At 43.8% G+C, this 16,292-nt stretch carries 13 protein-coding genes; 8 read left to right on the top strand and 5 right to left on the bottom strand.

The annotated features are described in order from the left end of the window. Positions 1 to 2: 2 nt before the first annotated feature. The gene (locus F6J90_RS36370; RefSeq protein WP_366513984.1) at positions 3 to 1,640 is read right to left on the bottom strand and encodes an acetolactate synthase large subunit; all 1,638 of its coding nucleotides are present in this window, start codon (positions 1,638 to 1,640) and stop codon (positions 3 to 5) included. Positions 1,641 to 2,377: 737 nt separating this feature from the next. Continuing rightward, positions 2,378 to 3,745, bottom strand: coding sequence for an NAD-dependent succinate-semialdehyde dehydrogenase (locus tag F6J90_RS36375; RefSeq protein ID WP_293105488.1), 1,368 nt, complete (start codon positions 3,743 to 3,745; stop codon positions 2,378 to 2,380). A gap of 499 nt (positions 3,746 to 4,244) precedes the next feature. Here F6J90_RS36375 and F6J90_RS36380 point away from each other — a divergent pair, with 499 nt between their 5' ends. The 4 genes from F6J90_RS36380 to F6J90_RS36395 all read left to right on the top strand — a co-directional run bounded on the left by F6J90_RS36380 (position 4,245) and on the right by F6J90_RS36395 (position 9,051). Next, the gene (locus F6J90_RS36380) at positions 4,245 to 4,427 is read left to right on the top strand and encodes a hypothetical protein (RefSeq protein ID WP_293105491.1); all 183 of its coding nucleotides are present in this window, start codon (positions 4,245 to 4,247) and stop codon (positions 4,425 to 4,427) included. A gap of 553 nt (positions 4,428 to 4,980) precedes the next feature. Next, positions 4,981 to 6,588, top strand: a complete 1,608-nt coding sequence (locus F6J90_RS36385; RefSeq protein ID WP_293105494.1) for an adenylate/guanylate cyclase domain-containing protein — start codon at positions 4,981 to 4,983, stop codon at positions 6,586 to 6,588. A gap of 250 nt (positions 6,589 to 6,838) precedes the next feature. After that, positions 6,839 to 7,063 carry a hypothetical protein gene (locus F6J90_RS36390; protein WP_293105496.1) on the top strand — a complete coding sequence of 75 codons (225 nt, stop codon included), beginning with the start codon at positions 6,839 to 6,841 and terminating at the stop codon, positions 7,061 to 7,063. 716 nt (positions 7,064 to 7,779) lie between these two features. Further along, positions 7,780 to 9,051, top strand: coding sequence for a serine/threonine-protein kinase (locus F6J90_RS36395; protein WP_293105498.1), 1,272 nt, complete (start codon positions 7,780 to 7,782; stop codon positions 9,049 to 9,051). Between the two features lie 185 nt (positions 9,052 to 9,236). On the opposite strand, the gene F6J90_RS36400 is transcribed toward F6J90_RS36395, so the two are convergent. Continuing rightward, positions 9,237 to 10,139, bottom strand: a complete 903-nt coding sequence (locus F6J90_RS36400; protein ID WP_293105500.1) for a DUF3365 domain-containing protein — start codon at positions 10,137 to 10,139, stop codon at positions 9,237 to 9,239. Positions 10,140 to 10,199: 60 nt separating this feature from the next. Between F6J90_RS36400 and F6J90_RS36405 the strand changes: the two genes are divergently transcribed. From F6J90_RS36405 to hetR, 3 genes are all read left to right on the top strand, one after another. Then, entirely contained in the window at positions 10,200 to 11,063 is an 864-nt protein-coding gene (locus F6J90_RS36405) for a PhnD/SsuA/transferrin family substrate-binding protein (protein WP_293105503.1), read from the top strand. Between the two features lie 469 nt (positions 11,064 to 11,532). After that, positions 11,533 to 11,778 (top strand): hypothetical protein, encoded by a 246-nt coding sequence (locus tag F6J90_RS36410; RefSeq protein WP_293105505.1) that lies wholly within the window; start codon positions 11,533 to 11,535, stop codon positions 11,776 to 11,778. Between the two features lie 294 nt (positions 11,779 to 12,072). Then, positions 12,073 to 12,972 (top strand): heterocyst differentiation master regulator HetR, encoded by a 900-nt coding sequence (gene hetR / locus F6J90_RS36415; RefSeq protein ID WP_293105508.1) that lies wholly within the window; start codon positions 12,073 to 12,075, stop codon positions 12,970 to 12,972. A 170-nt stretch (positions 12,973 to 13,142) separates the two neighbouring features. On the opposite strand, the gene F6J90_RS36420 is transcribed toward hetR, so the two are convergent. Next, complete coding sequence (locus tag F6J90_RS36420) at positions 13,143 to 13,901, bottom strand: TIGR00297 family protein (protein WP_293106429.1); 759 nt, start codon at positions 13,899 to 13,901, stop codon at positions 13,143 to 13,145. Positions 13,902 to 14,492: 591 nt separating this feature from the next. On the opposite strand from F6J90_RS36420, the gene F6J90_RS36425 reads away from it, so the two are divergent. After that, the gene (locus F6J90_RS36425; RefSeq protein WP_293105510.1) at positions 14,493 to 14,924 is read left to right on the top strand and encodes a VOC family protein; all 432 of its coding nucleotides are present in this window, start codon (positions 14,493 to 14,495) and stop codon (positions 14,922 to 14,924) included. Positions 14,925 to 14,998: 74 nt separating this feature from the next. Here the strand turns inward: F6J90_RS36425 and F6J90_RS36430 are convergent, their stop codons facing one another. Then, complete coding sequence (locus tag F6J90_RS36430; protein WP_293106432.1) at positions 14,999 to 16,246, bottom strand: transposase; 1,248 nt, start codon at positions 16,244 to 16,246, stop codon at positions 14,999 to 15,001. Positions 16,247 to 16,292 lie beyond the last annotated feature (46 nt).

Genomic DNA, 16,292 nt, shown 5'->3' on the forward strand with positions numbered 1-16,292 from the left:
CGTTAAATCTTGCAAGTTAAATCACCAGTCTTTTGGCTAAAGCGTAGGTTTTCGCCATAGTCCACCGGACAATCAATCACTGCAGGCACATCTTGAGCTAATGCTTCTTCTAGGATAGGAATCAACTCATCCACTGAATTGACACGATAGCCTTTTAGTCCCATACTTTCAGCAAATTTGACAAAATCTGGATTGCCAAAATTCACGAAGGCCGACTCACCAAAGTGATTTTGTTGCTTCCAATCAATCAAGCCATAGCCACCATCATTGAAAATCAGTGTCACAAAGGCAGTCCCTACTCTGAGTGCTGTTTCAAGTTCCTGGCAATTCATCATAAAGCCCCCATCACCAGTGACTGCCACGATATTCCGATCCGGATAAACCAGCTTAGCCGCTACTGCTCCTGGCAAAGCAATCCCCATCGCTGCGAAACCATTAGAGATGATACAGGTATTAGGACAATCACAATGGTACTGACGAGCCATCCACATCTTGTGAGCTCCTACATCAGAGATCACAATATCTTCTGGTTCCATGACCTGGCGTAGGTCATAGATCAGTTTTTGCGGCTTGATAGGAAAGCCTTCATCATTAGCATACTGTTCGTAGTCTTCTCGGATTTCGGACCGCAGTTCAGCAGCGGATGGTATCGGTTTACCTTCCCGGTCTCCCTGCTTCATAATTTCCTTGAGAGAGTCAGAAATATCTCCCACTACCTCCACTAAAGGAATGTAGCTTTTATCAATTTCTGCTGGACTGGCACCGATATGAATAATGGGAATCTTGCCCTCTGGATTCCACTTTTTCGGAGAATATTCAATCAAATCATATCCCACCGCAATCACCAAATCCGATTGCTCAAAAGCACAGGTGATGTGGTCCCGTTGTTGTAATCCCAAGGTCCACAAGGCCAGGGGATGAGTGTAAGGAATACACCCTTTACCCATGAAGCTATTGACCACTGGAATATTCATCCGGGTGGCAAATTGGGTTAGGGCTTCAGCAGCACCAGCACGAATTGCGCCATTACCCGCCAAGATTAGGGGATTTTTCGCCTTAGAAATTGCCACAGCTGCCTTACCCAAACTACGGAAAGACGCAAAGGTTTTTTCCCGACCATCTTTGCCTAGGGGTTGGCTATTGACTGGCATAGCCGCAATGTTTTCTGGCAAATCTATGTGTACCGCTCCTGGTTTTTCGGTCTGAGCGAGTTTAAACGCTTTACGGACAATTTCTGCTGTCGTGTCAGGGCGAACAATTTGCCGGTTCCACTTAGTCACTGGAGCAAACATTGCCACCAAATCCAAGTACTGGTGGGACTCAATATGCATCCGGTCTGTTCCCACCTGACCAGTGATCGCTACTAAGGGAGCTCCATCCAAATTGGCATCAGCAACCCCAGTCATTAAGTTAGTTGCCCCTGGACCAAGGGTAGACAGGCAAACTCCAGCCTTTCCTGTCAGCCGTCCGTAAACGTCTGCCATAAAGGCTGCTCCCTGTTCATGACGAGTGGTAATAAATTGAATTGAAGAATGTCTAAGAGCTTCTAGAACATGGAGATTTTCTTCTCCAGGTAGTCCAAAAACGTACTCGACTCCTTCGTTTTCTAAGCAATGTACCAATAGTTCAGCGGTATTCATGTCACCCATATCTAATCATCCCTGGTATATATATGGTTTTGGTATCAAAATAATCTTTGATTGTAAAAAATAATTTCTAGATTTATTTTGAGATTCCTTTTTAGCTTTTTATATTAGCCTTCGTCCATATTTGTTATTAGTTCATGACAAAAGATTTAGCATTTGATATCCGGTGTATGCCAATTTCTCAGAAGTGACTTTTGATAACCATGAAAGAAGCAGAGTACTGAGTTGTATGGCCATTCTGGCTTCTATCTGGGTAACTTTAATAAAAGTTAACAGTAAAAAGTTGATAGAAAAAAGTTAAAAATGTTACAGAAAAACTTTTTATTTTCCCCTTCACCAGCACCACAGGGATAGAGACGGATACACAGATAGCTTCACCAACAAGGTTAATTTTAAGAATAGTTCTGAGTCCTGATTCCTGATTCCTGAGTCGGAGAATCCGTCAGTAGTAACTGTCACTGTTCAGGATTTAAATAGAATTGCTATAGGCTAATGGTATTAGGCTAATGGTATTAGGCTAATGGTTGTAAGCATTCAGCAGTCAGCAGTCAGCTGTCAGCTTATTTTATTCAAAAGTACCTCAACTAGTGTGGCACAGCCTTCGACGCTGGGACTTGACCCATAAGCACGGCTGATAGCACCTCAAGTAGCGTGCCCGTAGCGCATAGGCTGATAGCTGATAGCTGATAGCTGAATGCTTACTAATGGTTTTAGCCTAATACCTAGAATTTTCACTTCACCCAAACAGTTTTGATGTTTACGAACTCATGTATCCCTTGAATGCTTAGTTCTCGCCCATAGCCAGAACGTTTGATCCCACCGAAGGGTAAACGGGGGTCGGATTTGACTAAGCCATTGATAAAGACTGCTCCAGCTTCAAGTTCATCAATCAGCCTGGGGATTTGCTCCTCATTGGTGGTCCAGGCACTGGCTCCTAATCCAAATACTGTGGAATTGGCAAGCTTAATAGCAGCATCAATATCCGGAACTCTAAACAATAGGGCAACAGGGCCAAAAAATTCTTCGTTATCAGCTGGAGTGCCTGCTGGGAAGTCAGTTAGAATTGTGGGGGGGTAGAAGTTACCAGTGCGATCGCTTAAAGGATGGCCACCGATAAGAACCTTTGCCCCTTGTTCAATGCAGGCTTGTACCTGTTGGTCTAAGTCTCTAAGAATACCAGGGGTTGCCAACGGACCAATATCCGTATCTTCCGCCATCGGATCTCCCACTTTCAGGGCTTGGAATTTGTCCAGTAGGCGTTGCTGGAAGTCATCGGCTACTGCGTCCACCACAATAAACCGTTTCGCTGCAATACACGATTGACCGTTATTGAGCATCCTAGCAGTCACACCCGTAGTAGCTGCTGCTTCTAAATCGGCACTTTCTAGGACAATAAACGGGTCACTTCCCCCTAGTTCCAGGACAGTTTTCTTGATTTGTGTCCCAGCCGCAGCCGCTAAAGCTGCTCCTGCTAGCTCACTACCAGTTAGGGTGGCAGCTTTGACCCGTGGATCCTGAATTACTGCCTCTACTTGGTCAGCACCAATCAGTAAGGTCTGAAACACCCCTTCGGGGAATCCTGCTTCAGCAAAGATTTGCTCAAGGGCTAAGGCGCATTGAGGCACATTAGAGGCGTGTTTGAGCAACCCCACATTTCCCGCCATCAATGCTGGAGCAGCAAAACGGAAGACTTGCCAAAATGGAAAATTCCAGGGCATTACTGCTAGAATTACTCCTAGAGGTTGGTAGCGCACAAAGCTTTGGGTGGCATCGGTAGAGGCTGGGACATCTGCGAGGAATTCAGGTGCGTGTTCAGCGTAGTACCGACAAACCAAAGCACATTTTTTCGCTTCTGCGATCGCACTTTTGAGGGGTTTTCCCATCTCCGTGGTCATCAGCTCGCCGAATTTGACTCGATCCCGCTCTACAATCTCCGCCGCTGCGTTTAGCCACTCTGCTCTTTGCTCCATTGATGTTTGGCAGTATTGCTCAAAAGCCTGTTGGGCAACTCCTAGCTTGGTGGCAATGGACGACGGACTCTCTGGCTCAAAGGTTTTGATGGTTTCCCCGGTTGCTGGGTTAACTGTAGCGATCCCCATGGCTTCCTCCTCCCCCCAATGGGGATAGTACTTCCAATTCTTCGATTATAACTAAGTATTTTCACTATGACTTATTTTGGCCAAAATGGCTTAATAGTTTGATACACTTTTAAAAAGCGTCAACCCATTGCCGAGGGAAACTACCAGTCTTGCAAGTGTTAACCTAATATCAAGTTTTCTCCTACTACCACGAAATTTATCTCACCAGTTTTTAAAACAGTTATCAACCAAATTATAGGGATTAGAGCTTAGGGGTTAGGGATTAGATCAAGTCAGGTTGAATACCCATAATTAGAGGGAGGGTGGGGAGACTTTCAAGGGTATGTTTTTTACAAAGACGTCAGGTGTGGGGTGTAGGGTGTAGGGTGTAGGGTGTGGGGGATAAGAAAATATACTTAATTTGTCGTTAAAATCATCATTTGTTCGTTGTTTTTCTTTTCCTCTTCCTCTGAGTCGTCCCATGTTTTACCCAAATGTAAAAAACCTACCCCTGTGAGGGGTGGGGAGATGGGGAGATGGGGAGATGGGGAGATGGGGAGATGGGGAGATTTTTATTAAGGGTAATTATCCCGATATAGCGGTTTTTCGCCTAATGAGGTACACAGGATTTTTGCCCTGTTCCCTCTTCTCTCTTCTCTCTTCCCTATTCCCTGTTCCCTGTTCCCTATTCCCTATTCCCTAAAATCAGAAACTCTGTACCTCACCAAATTAAAAACCGCTATATGATATTAGGCATTTAGGGATTAGGGATTAGAGATTAGGGGTTAGGCATTAGGTAAAATACAAGCAGTTGACAGCCTCAGTGCTTGACGCGGAGCTAGGAAACTAGGTCACACCACAAATTCTAGGTATTAGGTGTTAGGTATTAGTTACAACAGGAGCATTTGATAACCTCCTTGCTAAATAGGCTTGTCAGAACCCCCTTAGCCATTAAACCTAGTCCTAAGTAGTCTCACACAATTAAAGTTAACTGTGAGGACTTCGGAGCAGGGAGCTAAGGCCGTGGGCCACGCTTTTGGGCTTTGCCCGACGCTGCGCGAACGCGCCCCGCGTGGCCTACGGCCAAACGCGAACGGAGCAGGGAGCTTCGGAGCAGTAAGGGTTTCAGTATAAGTAATATTTCTTAATACAGTGCTCAAAATTTATGTTCGACTACTTAGAACCTTAAATTAGTAGTTTGATAATTTAGTCGATTATACTTAACTGAGATAAGAACTAATGACGAGAGTTAGATTGTGCCGTATTTAATTGCTAAATCAGAGCCGAATAACCAAGAAAGTTATAAATTGAGCAGTGGATCCAATACCATAGGACGGGAAATAAATAATAGTATTACCGTAATTCATAAAAGTCTTTCCCGTCATCATGCTCAGCTCACACTCACGAATGATCGGGTTATCCTAAAAGACTTAGGTAGCCTAAATCACACGTTTGTTAATGACGCCAAAATTGACCAGTGTGAGCTCAAAGACGGAGACTTAATACGTCTGGGCAGTGTAATCTTTGAATTTGTGAGTGATGATGACAGAATCACCCCAAATATCTTGAAGGATAATGATTCCAACTTTTCGATTGTCAGCAGGTTATCCCCAGAACAAACCCGTGTCGAAATTCAGGAATTACTGCACCATGACAGTTTAACTTATAAAGGCTCAGCCCTGAAGCTGCGAGAGCAAGAGACAGGTCAACGCTCAGTAGACAAGTTAAAAATCTTATTGGAGGTGAGTAAGCAACTTTCCTCTCCCGATGAGCCTGATCACTTGTTGAGAAAAATTCTTGACCTGCTGTTCGAGATTATGAATGTAGACCGGGCAATCATCCTCATGGTTAATCAAGACACGGGAATGCTAGAGGAAAAAGCTGTCAACTCCCGAACAGGCATACCCACCCATGAGCGATTTTATAGCAAACGAATCACTAATTTCGTACACGAGAAGGGGGATGGGGTTTTAATTGCTGATGCTGCCATTGACCAACGATTCAGCAATTCCCAGTCAGTGCTCCAGCAAGAAATCCATGCCTCCATGTGCGTACCCCTAAAACCAAGAGAGGAAGTGATTGGGGTATTGTATGCGGACAATCTGTCTAGAGCCAATATTTATTCTCAAGAAGACTTGGAGTTTTTGACGGCTCTGGCTAACCAAGCTGCGATCGCAATTGACAATGCTCAACTTTACCAGAAGATGCAGGAAGAAGCAGTAATGCGGAGTAAATTTGAGCTTTTCTTTCCAGAAGCTGTGAGTAAAAAGCTCAAGGAAGAAGGCCACTTGGAAATTATAGATACCGAAGTAACCGCCCTGTTTGCCGACATCAGTAAATTTACCGAAATGTCTTCTCGGATGAAGCCACGCCAAGTGATTGAGATGCTCAATGAGTACTTCCAGGTGATGGTAGAGGATATTGTGTTTAAATACGAAGGCACTTTAGAAAAATATATTGGGGATGCCTTACTGGCTGTGTGGGGAGCCCCCTATTGCCAACCGGACGATGCTGACCGAGCCGTCCAAGCTGCGATCGCAATGCAACGAGCAGTTATTCACCTGAATCAGGATTGGTTCCAGCGGCGCAATTTAGAGATTGAAATCCACATTGGACTCAATACTGGCAAAGTCGCAGCAGGTAATATCGGTTCACAGAAGCTGATTCAATACGCTACTATCGGTGACACTACCAATGTTACTAGCCGCATCTGTAGTGCTGCTCAGGAGGGAGAGATTCTAATTTCCCAAAGCACCTTCGACAAGCTGAGGGATAAAACTCTACCGTTGGAAAAAATGTCCCCGGTTAAGGTTAAAGGTAAAGACCAGCCCCTGCAACTGTACCGCCTACGGTGGGATACTTAATTCCCGGGAAGATAGAAAAGTTACAGGTTGAAGGTTGAAGGTTGAAGGTTACAGGTTACAGGTTGAAGGTTGAAGGTTGAAGGTTGAAGGTTGAAGGTTACAGGTTACAGGTTGAAGGTTGAAGGTTACAGGTTACAGGTTACAGGTTGAAGGTTGAAGGTTGAAGGTTACAGGTTACAGGTTGAAGGTTACAGGTTACAGGTTACAGGTTACAGGTTACAGGTTACAGGTTACAGGTTGAAGGTTACAGGTGATTAAACCTTCAACCAAACCACCTTCAACCTTCAACCAAACCACCTTCAACCTTCAACCAAACCACCTTCAACCTTCAACCAAACCACCTTCAACCTTCAACCAAACCACCTTCAACCTTCAACCAAACCACCTTCAACCTTCAACCAAACCACCTTCAACCTTCAACCAAACCACCTTCAACCTTCAACCAAACCACCATTCCGTCAGCTTGGAAACCTAAAATCCAAATAGCCCTTTAAACTGGACAGTGCGAAGTTCTGTGGTCGGTTGAGTGGTTGGATTACCCCTAAGAAAAGAACACCCCGATCGCGCCTAGGGACGAGAATGTTCCAAACGGGCTGAATCAGCAAAACTCAGCCCGTTAGATTATGGCTAATGATCGTCGAGTCGAGCAAATCTTTGTTGAACTGCGCCCTATGTTTGCAGGTTTTGCCACCTTCGAGTGGTTTGTGTTGCTGCTATTGGGTATTTTGCAACTCCTCTCCCGGTCGATGGCAAACTCGATTTGGTTGCACTTCCCATTTGGTTGCACTTCCCACGTTGGTTTCGCACCGTACCAGCCCACGGCTATCCTACTGAGCAAATCGTGCCCTTGACTTTGCAGCCATCTTGCTGAAGATATTTTACCCAAGAAGTAGACCCACTCTGCTTTTGCCAAAATACCTGGCCAAAAAACCTCCTTTAACTGAGTCTTCTTACTTACAGAGGTTGGCTAGTTCAAATAACATTCACCGATGCTGAAAAATTTTTCACTGTCCAGCTTTAAAATATCATGTGTATAACTTGTTGTTTCATGGTTGGTGCATAAATTGCCACGGCTCAGCCGATAAGTAGATATAGATACCTAGCCAAAATTGACTGTTGCTAGAACTCTATTGACTAGATGCCTAAGTCCTTTACCTGCTCCTACCTTGCTCCTGTACCAGCGTGCTTCTGATGAGTCTGTGCATTAATCCCAACTGCTCAAATCCCCGCAACCCTGACAGTAAACTATTCTGTCAGAGTTGTAATTCTGAGTTGTTGCTGGAAGGGCGCTATCGAGTGATCAGTCAACTGGGAAGTGGCGGTTTTGGCAAAACCTATGAAATTGTTGATCCTCAAGGCAACCCTAAAGTTCTGAAAGTTCTCATTAAGAATAGTCCCAAGTATATTGAACTATTCCAAAGAGAAGCCGAAGTCCTCGCCCGACTAGAGAATAGTGGCATTCCCAAAGTAGAACCTGATGCCTACTTCACAGTCCACCCCAGAGACAGCGACGAGCCAGTTCATTGTCTGGTGATGGAAAAGATTGAAGGATTGAATCTAAAGCAATACATCCAAAAGCGGGGTGCTCCCATTGACCAGAAAATTGCCATTCGGTGGCTGATCCAGCTAGCTGCCATCTTACAGGCAGTACACAGTCATAACTTTTTCCATCGGGATATCAAGCCCTCTAACATTATGCTCAGGACAGATGGACAACTGGTGTTAATTGACTTTGGCACTGCCCGGGAAATCACAGGTACCTTTGTGAGCAAAAAAGCCACTGGTATGGTAACAGGGGTAGTTTCCGCAGGGTATACCCCATTAGAGCAGCTTAACTGTCAAGCAGTCCCCCAATCAGACTTTTTTGCTTTGGGGCGCACCTTTGTTTATCTACTCACTGGTCAAGACCCGAGTAAATTTTATGAATCCTATACTGATGAGTTAAGCTGGCGCTACAGTGTTCCGAATATTGTGCCACAACTGGCAGATTTCCTCGACTATCTGATGGCTCGTTTACCCAATCAGCGTCCCCAAACTGCTGAAGAAATTTATCAGCATTTAGTAGATATTAACAATTCGTTGTATCCCACCAAGATACCTTTCCATACCAAAACTAGCCAAGCCTCCAAAGAAACAAAAAGCAATCAGTCAAGAATCGGTAATGGTTTTTACCCAAGACGGCCAGCCAGTACAACTCAACCCTGGGTTAGTCCTACACCACTGCCAATTTCTTCTGCCCCTAATCGGAATAGTAATTTACTAGACCCCAATTTTGTAGCTCTTTGCCAAAAGGAACTTGCTGAGTTAATTGGTCCGATGGCTACCATTGTCTGCCAGCGTACTCTTGTCCAGCATCCTAACTCTTCCGCCCAAGAATTTGTAAAAGCTTTATCTCAACAAATTCCCAATCAAAAATATGCCCAAGACTTTCAACGGCGTTTACTGTCATCGGGTCAGTTATAAGTAATCATTAGTAATCATTCAGCCATCAGTTGAGCAAGCAATTATAGCGGTTTGTAGCCTAATGAGGTACACAGGATTTTTTCTCTGTTCTCTTTTCCCTGTTCCCTGTTCCCTGTTCCCTGTTCCCTAAAACCCTAAAATTTGTCTCTCACCTAATTGAAAACCGCTATAGTAATTTTTGATTACTAATTATTTTCTGAATTCAGCATATTCATCGCCATTTCTAAACTAACTTTCATCCGATTCAGAGATTTGGCGAGTATACCAATTTCGTCCTCTGAATCATGGTCAAATTCTCCAGCCATATTGCCAGTACTCACTTCCTTAGCTAATTGAGCCATCTGCTTAAGAGGTTTGGTCACCGATACCTTGAGGAAACGATTAATCAGCAAGATGGCTACCAGGAAAAAACCAGTAATAATCCCAATCACCAATACCTGTAACTGCTTAGCAGAATTAAAGATTTTAAACCCTGGCACTGATACAATTTTTGCACCAACAATTTCATCGAGCTTCCAACCAAAACCATGGTCATCACCGTAGGTAGCAATTTGGCTGGCAGGGGCGGCTTCAGGAGTACTATGGCATCGTAAACAGCTTTTTTTAGAAACGGCGAGAGGACGGGCAACATAAAAAATTTTTCCACTAGGAAGGGAGCGAAAACCTGTTTTTTCTGTTAGCTCTGGCTGCTCTCGAAAACTCTCCACGATTTGGGTCTCGAAACTATCAGCCTTATCTCTGAGATTAGTTGGATTAAGGGTCGCTTCTTTATAGAAAAAATCACGATATTTATCACGTTTACGGAAATTTTCAAAAACTTCCCGAGCTGAATAAGCAGGTACTGTTTGAGGTAAAAATCGGTCTTCATTTTCTAATCGTTCAGCTAATTCTGGATTCACTTGATTATTGGTATACTCCCGCACCGAACCCATGGTTTCGATCAGAATTAGGGCTTGGTCAGTTACGACTTTTTCCGCATAGCCTTCTAAAAGTTGAGACAAAACCAACCCACCAGTAACTACAAGTCCTATAAAAATGGATAGCAATAGTAAGTTGAGCTTGATTCCTAAATTAAGTTTTTTTAACATTAGCCATCTCCCATAGTATCATTAGTGCCACAGCTGTTTTAGTTCTTAAGGTAATTAATTATGTTTTCCCGCCGTCTATTCTTGTTGAATCTTATATTAATTTTGACAGCTTGTAACTCACCGGATACCCCTAGGCTAGGGAAATTAAGTATTGGGATCGTAAGTTACGGGGAAAGCGATCGCTTTATAGAGCGATACTCAAAGCTAATCGAATATCTTGGTGCTCGACTTAAGATGATTATAGAATTAGAACCGATTTACAACGAGCGCAGAGCACTAAATTTGATTAAGCAGAGCAAGTTGTCGATCGTGTTTGCTCCTCCTGGTTTAGCAGCCATCGCCATTGCTGAGGCACAGTACATACCAGTGCTAGCTCTCGAAGGAGTGAAAAAGTCACGCTCAGTCATCGTAGTAGAAAGGGAAAGCCCCATCCAAGACTTGACTGAACTAGGGGGTAAAGTCATTGCTTTAGGTCAACCCGGTTCTGCCACAGGATATTATCTGCCCATCTACAATCTCTACGGTCTGACCCTAGCAGAAGTGCGTTTTGCCCCCACACCAAAACAAGTCTTAGAGTGGATTGCCTCTGAGGAGGTAGTGGCTGGAGCTTTGTCTTTAGAAGAGTTGGAACGCTACCGCCTAGACTATAGTCAGACCAGGTTCCGGATTTTATATATAGATTCTCATAAAATTCCCAGCGGTTCTATCCTGATCGGAGCAACAGTCGAGAGAAATCTACAACAGGAGATCCACAAGGCACTAGAATCTGCCTCCAGCAGCATGGCAGCATCAGCAGGATACATCCCCAATGCTAAAGCACCTGATTATGATTACTTAATTGAGGTGGTTCAGAAGGTTAGACCGATTGCCGAACGGATTCAAGAAAAACCTGCTCCTTTATACAGCCTTCCATTTGAGTTGTAAAACTTCCAAAGAAGGGGAGAAACCGGCAGTAGCGGAAGAGAATCGATTATATTACCATTGGGGATTTTTAACAAATAATTTAGGATTGCTACATAAGCGGTTGGCAATGTGAATGGTTCCTAGGTAATCGCCTTTGCCTACTTAGCAAGTTTGCAGTTATTTAAAGACCTATAATCAGCAGGATTACCTATTTTTATTTTTAGTAAAGGTAATTGCAATCATAATTTACTCAATAAGATTAATGGCGGTAAAAAAATAACTTATTAACTCCTAATCCTTATCCTATAAGGATTATAGTCGCTATATTGACACAATTTAGTCAACTATTTTTTTCGTGAATAAAGAATTAAAGAGGTATTTACAATAACGGTATTTTTTTTAAAATTCGCTTATAGTTTATATTTTTTCCTGAACCATTAGCGAGCAATCCGTATCAGTAATTAGAGGAACATTGATACGGATATCGGTTATGCGAATTTACACTACTATTGCTTTACTTACTGTTTTAACCATCTGGTTTGGGGTTAATTTACCGATGATTGCCCATGGTTCAAATGCACCACTAAACTATAGTAATGATTGTCCAAGTGTAGTCGAGCAAACAGGACAAATTTTTTCTTATGGGAGAAAAGAAAACCACAAATTTTTCTCATCACCAGTAATTCCGACTACCCTGATCGCCCATCGTGGTAGCGGACGTCTGTCTCTTGTGTGAGAGTCAACTGACTGGATTCAGTTTGATGGCATATCTGGCGGCATTTCAATCCCACTGTTGGGTACGAGTAGCGGGCTACAGTGGGAAAGTGCTAATTCAATATAGTTTACTTGTAGTTGACTTATTTTATATAATATATTGGAAAAGACATGATTAGGGTGCCTCTTAATTCGTCAATTTTCTGCCAAGCAACCTCAGCTCGCTTTCTTCGATGACAGTGAGTTAGTTCTAGTGTGGAAAAATGAAACTAAATAAGCTTGATAACCAACGGAAGTAGATGTGATTGCCCCTAAGATGATCAACCAATCCGATCTGATCAAAACCCTAAGCCCCAGTGCAATGGATCAGATCATGCTATACCTGGCTTTCAGCGCCCTGCGGACAAGTGGACACCGACATGGGGCGTTTCTAGATGCAGCAGCAACCGCTGCCAAATGTGCCATTTACATGACCTATCTGGAGCAAGATGGCAATATCCGCATGACTGGGCATTTGCATCACATTGAGCCAAAGCGGGTAAAGGTCATTGTTGAGGAAGTTCGACAAGCGTTAACAGAAGGGAAACTGCTCAAGATGCTGGGGTCTCAGGAACCTCGCTATCTGATTCAGTTTCCCTATGTCTGGATGGAACACTATCCCTGGCAACCAGGGCAATCTCGTATCAATGGCACCAGCCTTGACCTGGAAGAAAAGCGCAATCTTGAGATCAAGCTGCCAGATCACCTGCCGGATGCCCAGATAATTAATTCCTTACAATTCTTTGAATTAATAGAATTTCTCCACCGGAGATCCCAAGAAGACTTACCACCAGAGCGACGTCTGCCATTGAGTGAAGCTCTAGCTGAACACATCAAGCGTCGCTTAACCTATTCAGGAACTGTCACCAGAATCGATCACACCGGTGGCTTACCCTACTACGCTCTAACCAGTGCATCTTACTCACCAGTAGATGACAAAGCCCGCACCTACACCATGATTGACGAAACAGCGCGATACTTCCGGTTAATGAGAAACTGGGCAGAGCGTCAGCCGCAAGTCATGCGAGGGTTGGAGGAACTAGATATCCCGCCAGAGAAAATCAATCAGGCCATGGAAGAGTTAGATGAAATTATCCGCCAGTGGGCAGATAGGTATCACCGTGATGGTGGTGAACCAATGGTTCTACAGATGGTCTTTGGACCACATTCTGAATAAAGTATGAAGTAAGAGGTATGAAGTATGAAGTATGAAGTGGAAACTTGGAAGTCGGAAGTCTAACCCTATCTCAATTTATTAGATTTATTTAGTTGCTTAGCAAGTTGTATCTTTTCATCCTTAATGCTTCAGACTTCACACTTAACACTTCATGCTTCATTCTTCATAACCTAGCTGATCCACTGCCATGCTAGAGCTAACAGCACAACGGCGATCGCACCAATCATCGTATTAATAATATTCACGACTTCATTGGTCAGCCATTCCAATTTGGATTGTAGTGTCGCACCAATCACACTCTCCAGATTGGTGGCGATGAAGGCAGCAATAACACAGAAAAATACTCCTGTCAAGTTAACCAAACCAACGCCCCAACCCACAAATGCGATCGCAGCTGATGCAATCACTCCAGCTAGGGTTCCCTCCAGACTTACAGCTCCTTCTGTTCCCCGGGCTACTGGCTGTAAGGTAGTAATCAGGAAAGTCCTTTTGCCGTAAGCCTTACCCACCTCACTGGCAGTGGTATCGGACAGCTTAGTAGCAAAACTAGCGACATAGCCCAGTAACAATAACTGCTGGTAAGGAGCATCCACCAGTAGGGTACCCAAGGCACAAATCGCTCCAGTCAGTGCTGAACCCCAAACATTCTCTGGTCCCCTAGCACCGGAACGCTTTTCCGCAATTCCTGCCGCTTCCTTTTGCGCCATACCAATGCGGGTGACACCAGACCCTACCAAAAAGTAAAATCCCACTACTGTGTAACCTGGCCAACTCAGAGTACCCCAAATCAGTACGCCTAATATCCAAGCATGGACAATGCCAGCAGGGGTGAGTAACTTTTTGGGAGCAATCCATACCATGGCAAGGAAAACTGTGTTCACTCCAACAGCAACTAGCCAAGGATTTAAAGAAAGAATATCATCAAGCATAGCAATATAGTTATATTGGTAATTGGTAATTATGATTGCTCTAGCAGTTATCAATTGGGTGAGGTACAAATTATTGGGTGTTAGGGAGTAGGGAGTAGGGACTAGGGAGTAGGTTGAGCGGGCGCGGGTAGGGGGGAGTGCTAAAAAATCCTGTGTACCTCATCAGTATGAGAATTGCTAGAATTGGTAATTGGTAATTGGTAATTGTGATTGCTTCCGAGTCATTACCCCAGCACTGATTGCCTATTCCCCATTCCCCATTATCCAAAAAACCAACAACAAAGCAGACTACTGAAGGAACCGGATACCAGATTACGTCAGATTATCCTTAAATAAAGTTGAATTTATTCAAAACCTTGGCCAAAAGGCCACGCAATCCCGTTCAACCTACCCTACAAGAGCACCCTGGGCAAGAACAACCTTAAACATTCAACCTTCAAAACCTTCAACCGTCAAAACCTTCAACCGTCAAAACCTTCAACCGTCAAAACCTTCAACCTTCAAACTTTAAAACCTTCAACCTTCAACCGTCAAAACCTTCAACCGTCAAAACCTTCAACCTTCAACAGTTTTCCCTTCAAACCAAAACTTATGAAACCAGTCCTATTTCATCTCGCATTTCCCGTTACCGACATTGAGCAAACTAAAGTCTACTACGGTGATGGACTTGGCTGCGAAATCGGTAGAGAATCTCGCCATGCTGTGATTCTGAATTTATACGGTCATCAACTCGTGGCTCACCTAACCAAAGAACCCCTGACACCTCAGCGGGGTATTTATCCTCGACATTTCGGGTTAGTTTTTACATCCCTGGCTGATTGGGAAGCCTTACTTTCCCGTACTCAACAAAAACAATTACCCTTCTACGAGCAACCCAAGACCCGCTTTCCTGGTCAACTTACAGAGCATCGCACCTTCTTCCTCCAAGATCCATTTTATAACTTAATGGAGTTTAAGTTTTACTCTAATAGTTCAGCAATTTTTGGTGGACGTGAGTTGGCAGAAATTGGCGATCGCGTTTAAGCCAAATCCTTTTCAGCAATTTTAAAACAGGAAACACACCCAAGAAGGGTTGATTAACAGGGAGATTGACAAAACTAGAAAAACCCCTTACTGATTGACACTCCCCGCCCGCTTATGGACGGGGATTCTTTGATCAACGACCTGTCTTGCTCAACCAGACCGGAGTCAGGAAAAGTAGAGGACAGATCTCCCAAAGCGTTTGGATCTAGGATCCGAGTTCCTGTGTGCCCCACAGTACTCAAGGCTCTCGTTCTAATATTTAGTGCGGCATTGTGGTCCCTGTCTAGCTCACACCCACATTTGCAGGCATGAGTTCTAGTAGATAGGGACTTCTTAACAACTTCCCCACAATCAAAGCAATTTTGACTGGTATAGGCAGGATTTACTGCAACAGTTATCCGACCGAATTTAGTCCCAAAATGCTCCAACCATTTCCTGAATTGATACCAACCCGCGTCATTGATAGATTTAGCAAGACAATGGTTCTTAACTAGATTTTTTATCCTCAAGTCTTCATAGGCGACCAGATCGTTAGATCTGATTACGCAACGTGCCAGTCTCTTGGCATGTTCTTCACGTTGCCTACTTATCTTGAGGTGTTGCCTACCTAATCTATTAACCGCTTTTCTCCGGTTGGATGAGCCTTTCTTTTTCCGAGAAACCCGGCGCTGATAAAATTTTAATCGTTTCTCGTTTTTTCTATAAAACCTAGGGTTAGGTTCAGAGTTACCATCAGAGTCTGTATAGAACTCTTTGAGTCCCACATCCAAGCCAATAGTCTTACCTGTCGAGTCTATTTCTTCTTTTTCGTTAACCGCAACACAGAATTGAACATAGTACCCGTCAGCCCGCTTGACTATCCGAACCCGGTTGATTTGCTTTTTATCAAAGCGCCACAAGTCCCAGGTACCCTTGAGTTTAAGCTTCCCGATTCCTTTTTTATCTGTGAACGTTATCGATTTTTTATCAGGAGATAATTTCCATCCTGATTTTTTATATTCGACAGAGCGAGCACATTTTTGAAACTTAGGAAATCCTTTTTTACCTGGAACTTTTTTCTTGCAGTTATCGTAGAACCGAACAATCGATGACCATGCTCTCTCAGACGCAGCCTGGCGGGCAGTAGAGTTGAGTTCATTGGCAAAAGAGAATTCTTTGGCAAGGATTTTAGAATACCTACTAAGGTCACTTTTTCCTGTTCCTTTGTTGTCTAACCATAGACGAATGCAGCTATTTCGGATAAATTTCACTGTCCGGATAGCTTCGGCTATAGCTGAATATTGAGATTCTTTTCCTTTGGCTTTGAACTCTAAAATAATCACCGAATCTCGACCTCCTTCGGCGTTCGCATTTGGCATGGCCTACGGC

Source organism: Moorena sp. SIOASIH (assembly GCF_010671925.1).
Classification (GTDB): domain Bacteria; phylum Cyanobacteriota; class Cyanobacteriia; order Cyanobacteriales; family Coleofasciculaceae; genus Moorena.

What these genes read in the sequence shown, in the direction of transcription:
- F6J90_RS36370 (WP_366513984.1), bottom strand. Translation starts at nt 1,640, where the DNA reads ATGAATACCGCTGAACTATTGGTACATTGCTTAGAAAACGAAGGAGTC.
- F6J90_RS36375 (WP_293105488.1), bottom strand. Translation starts at nt 3,745, where the DNA reads ATGGGGATCGCTACAGTTAACCCAGCAACCGGGGAAACCATCAAAACC.
- F6J90_RS36395 (WP_293105498.1), top strand. Translation starts at nt 7,780, where the DNA reads ATGAGTCTGTGCATTAATCCCAACTGCTCAAATCCCCGCAACCCTGAC.
- F6J90_RS36400 (WP_293105500.1), bottom strand. Translation starts at nt 10,139, where the DNA reads ATGTTAAAAAAACTTAATTTAGGAATCAAGCTCAACTTACTATTGCTA.
- F6J90_RS36405 (WP_293105503.1), top strand. Translation starts at nt 10,200, where the DNA reads ATGTTTTCCCGCCGTCTATTCTTGTTGAATCTTATATTAATTTTGACA.
- F6J90_RS36410 (WP_293105505.1), top strand. Translation starts at nt 11,533, where the DNA reads ATGCGAATTTACACTACTATTGCTTTACTTACTGTTTTAACCATCTGG.
- hetR (WP_293105508.1), top strand. Translation starts at nt 12,073, where the DNA reads ATGATCAACCAATCCGATCTGATCAAAACCCTAAGCCCCAGTGCAATG.
- F6J90_RS36420 (WP_293106429.1), bottom strand. Translation starts at nt 13,901, where the DNA reads ATGCTTGATGATATTCTTTCTTTAAATCCTTGGCTAGTTGCTGTTGGA.
- F6J90_RS36425 (WP_293105510.1), top strand. Translation starts at nt 14,493, where the DNA reads ATGAAACCAGTCCTATTTCATCTCGCATTTCCCGTTACCGACATTGAG.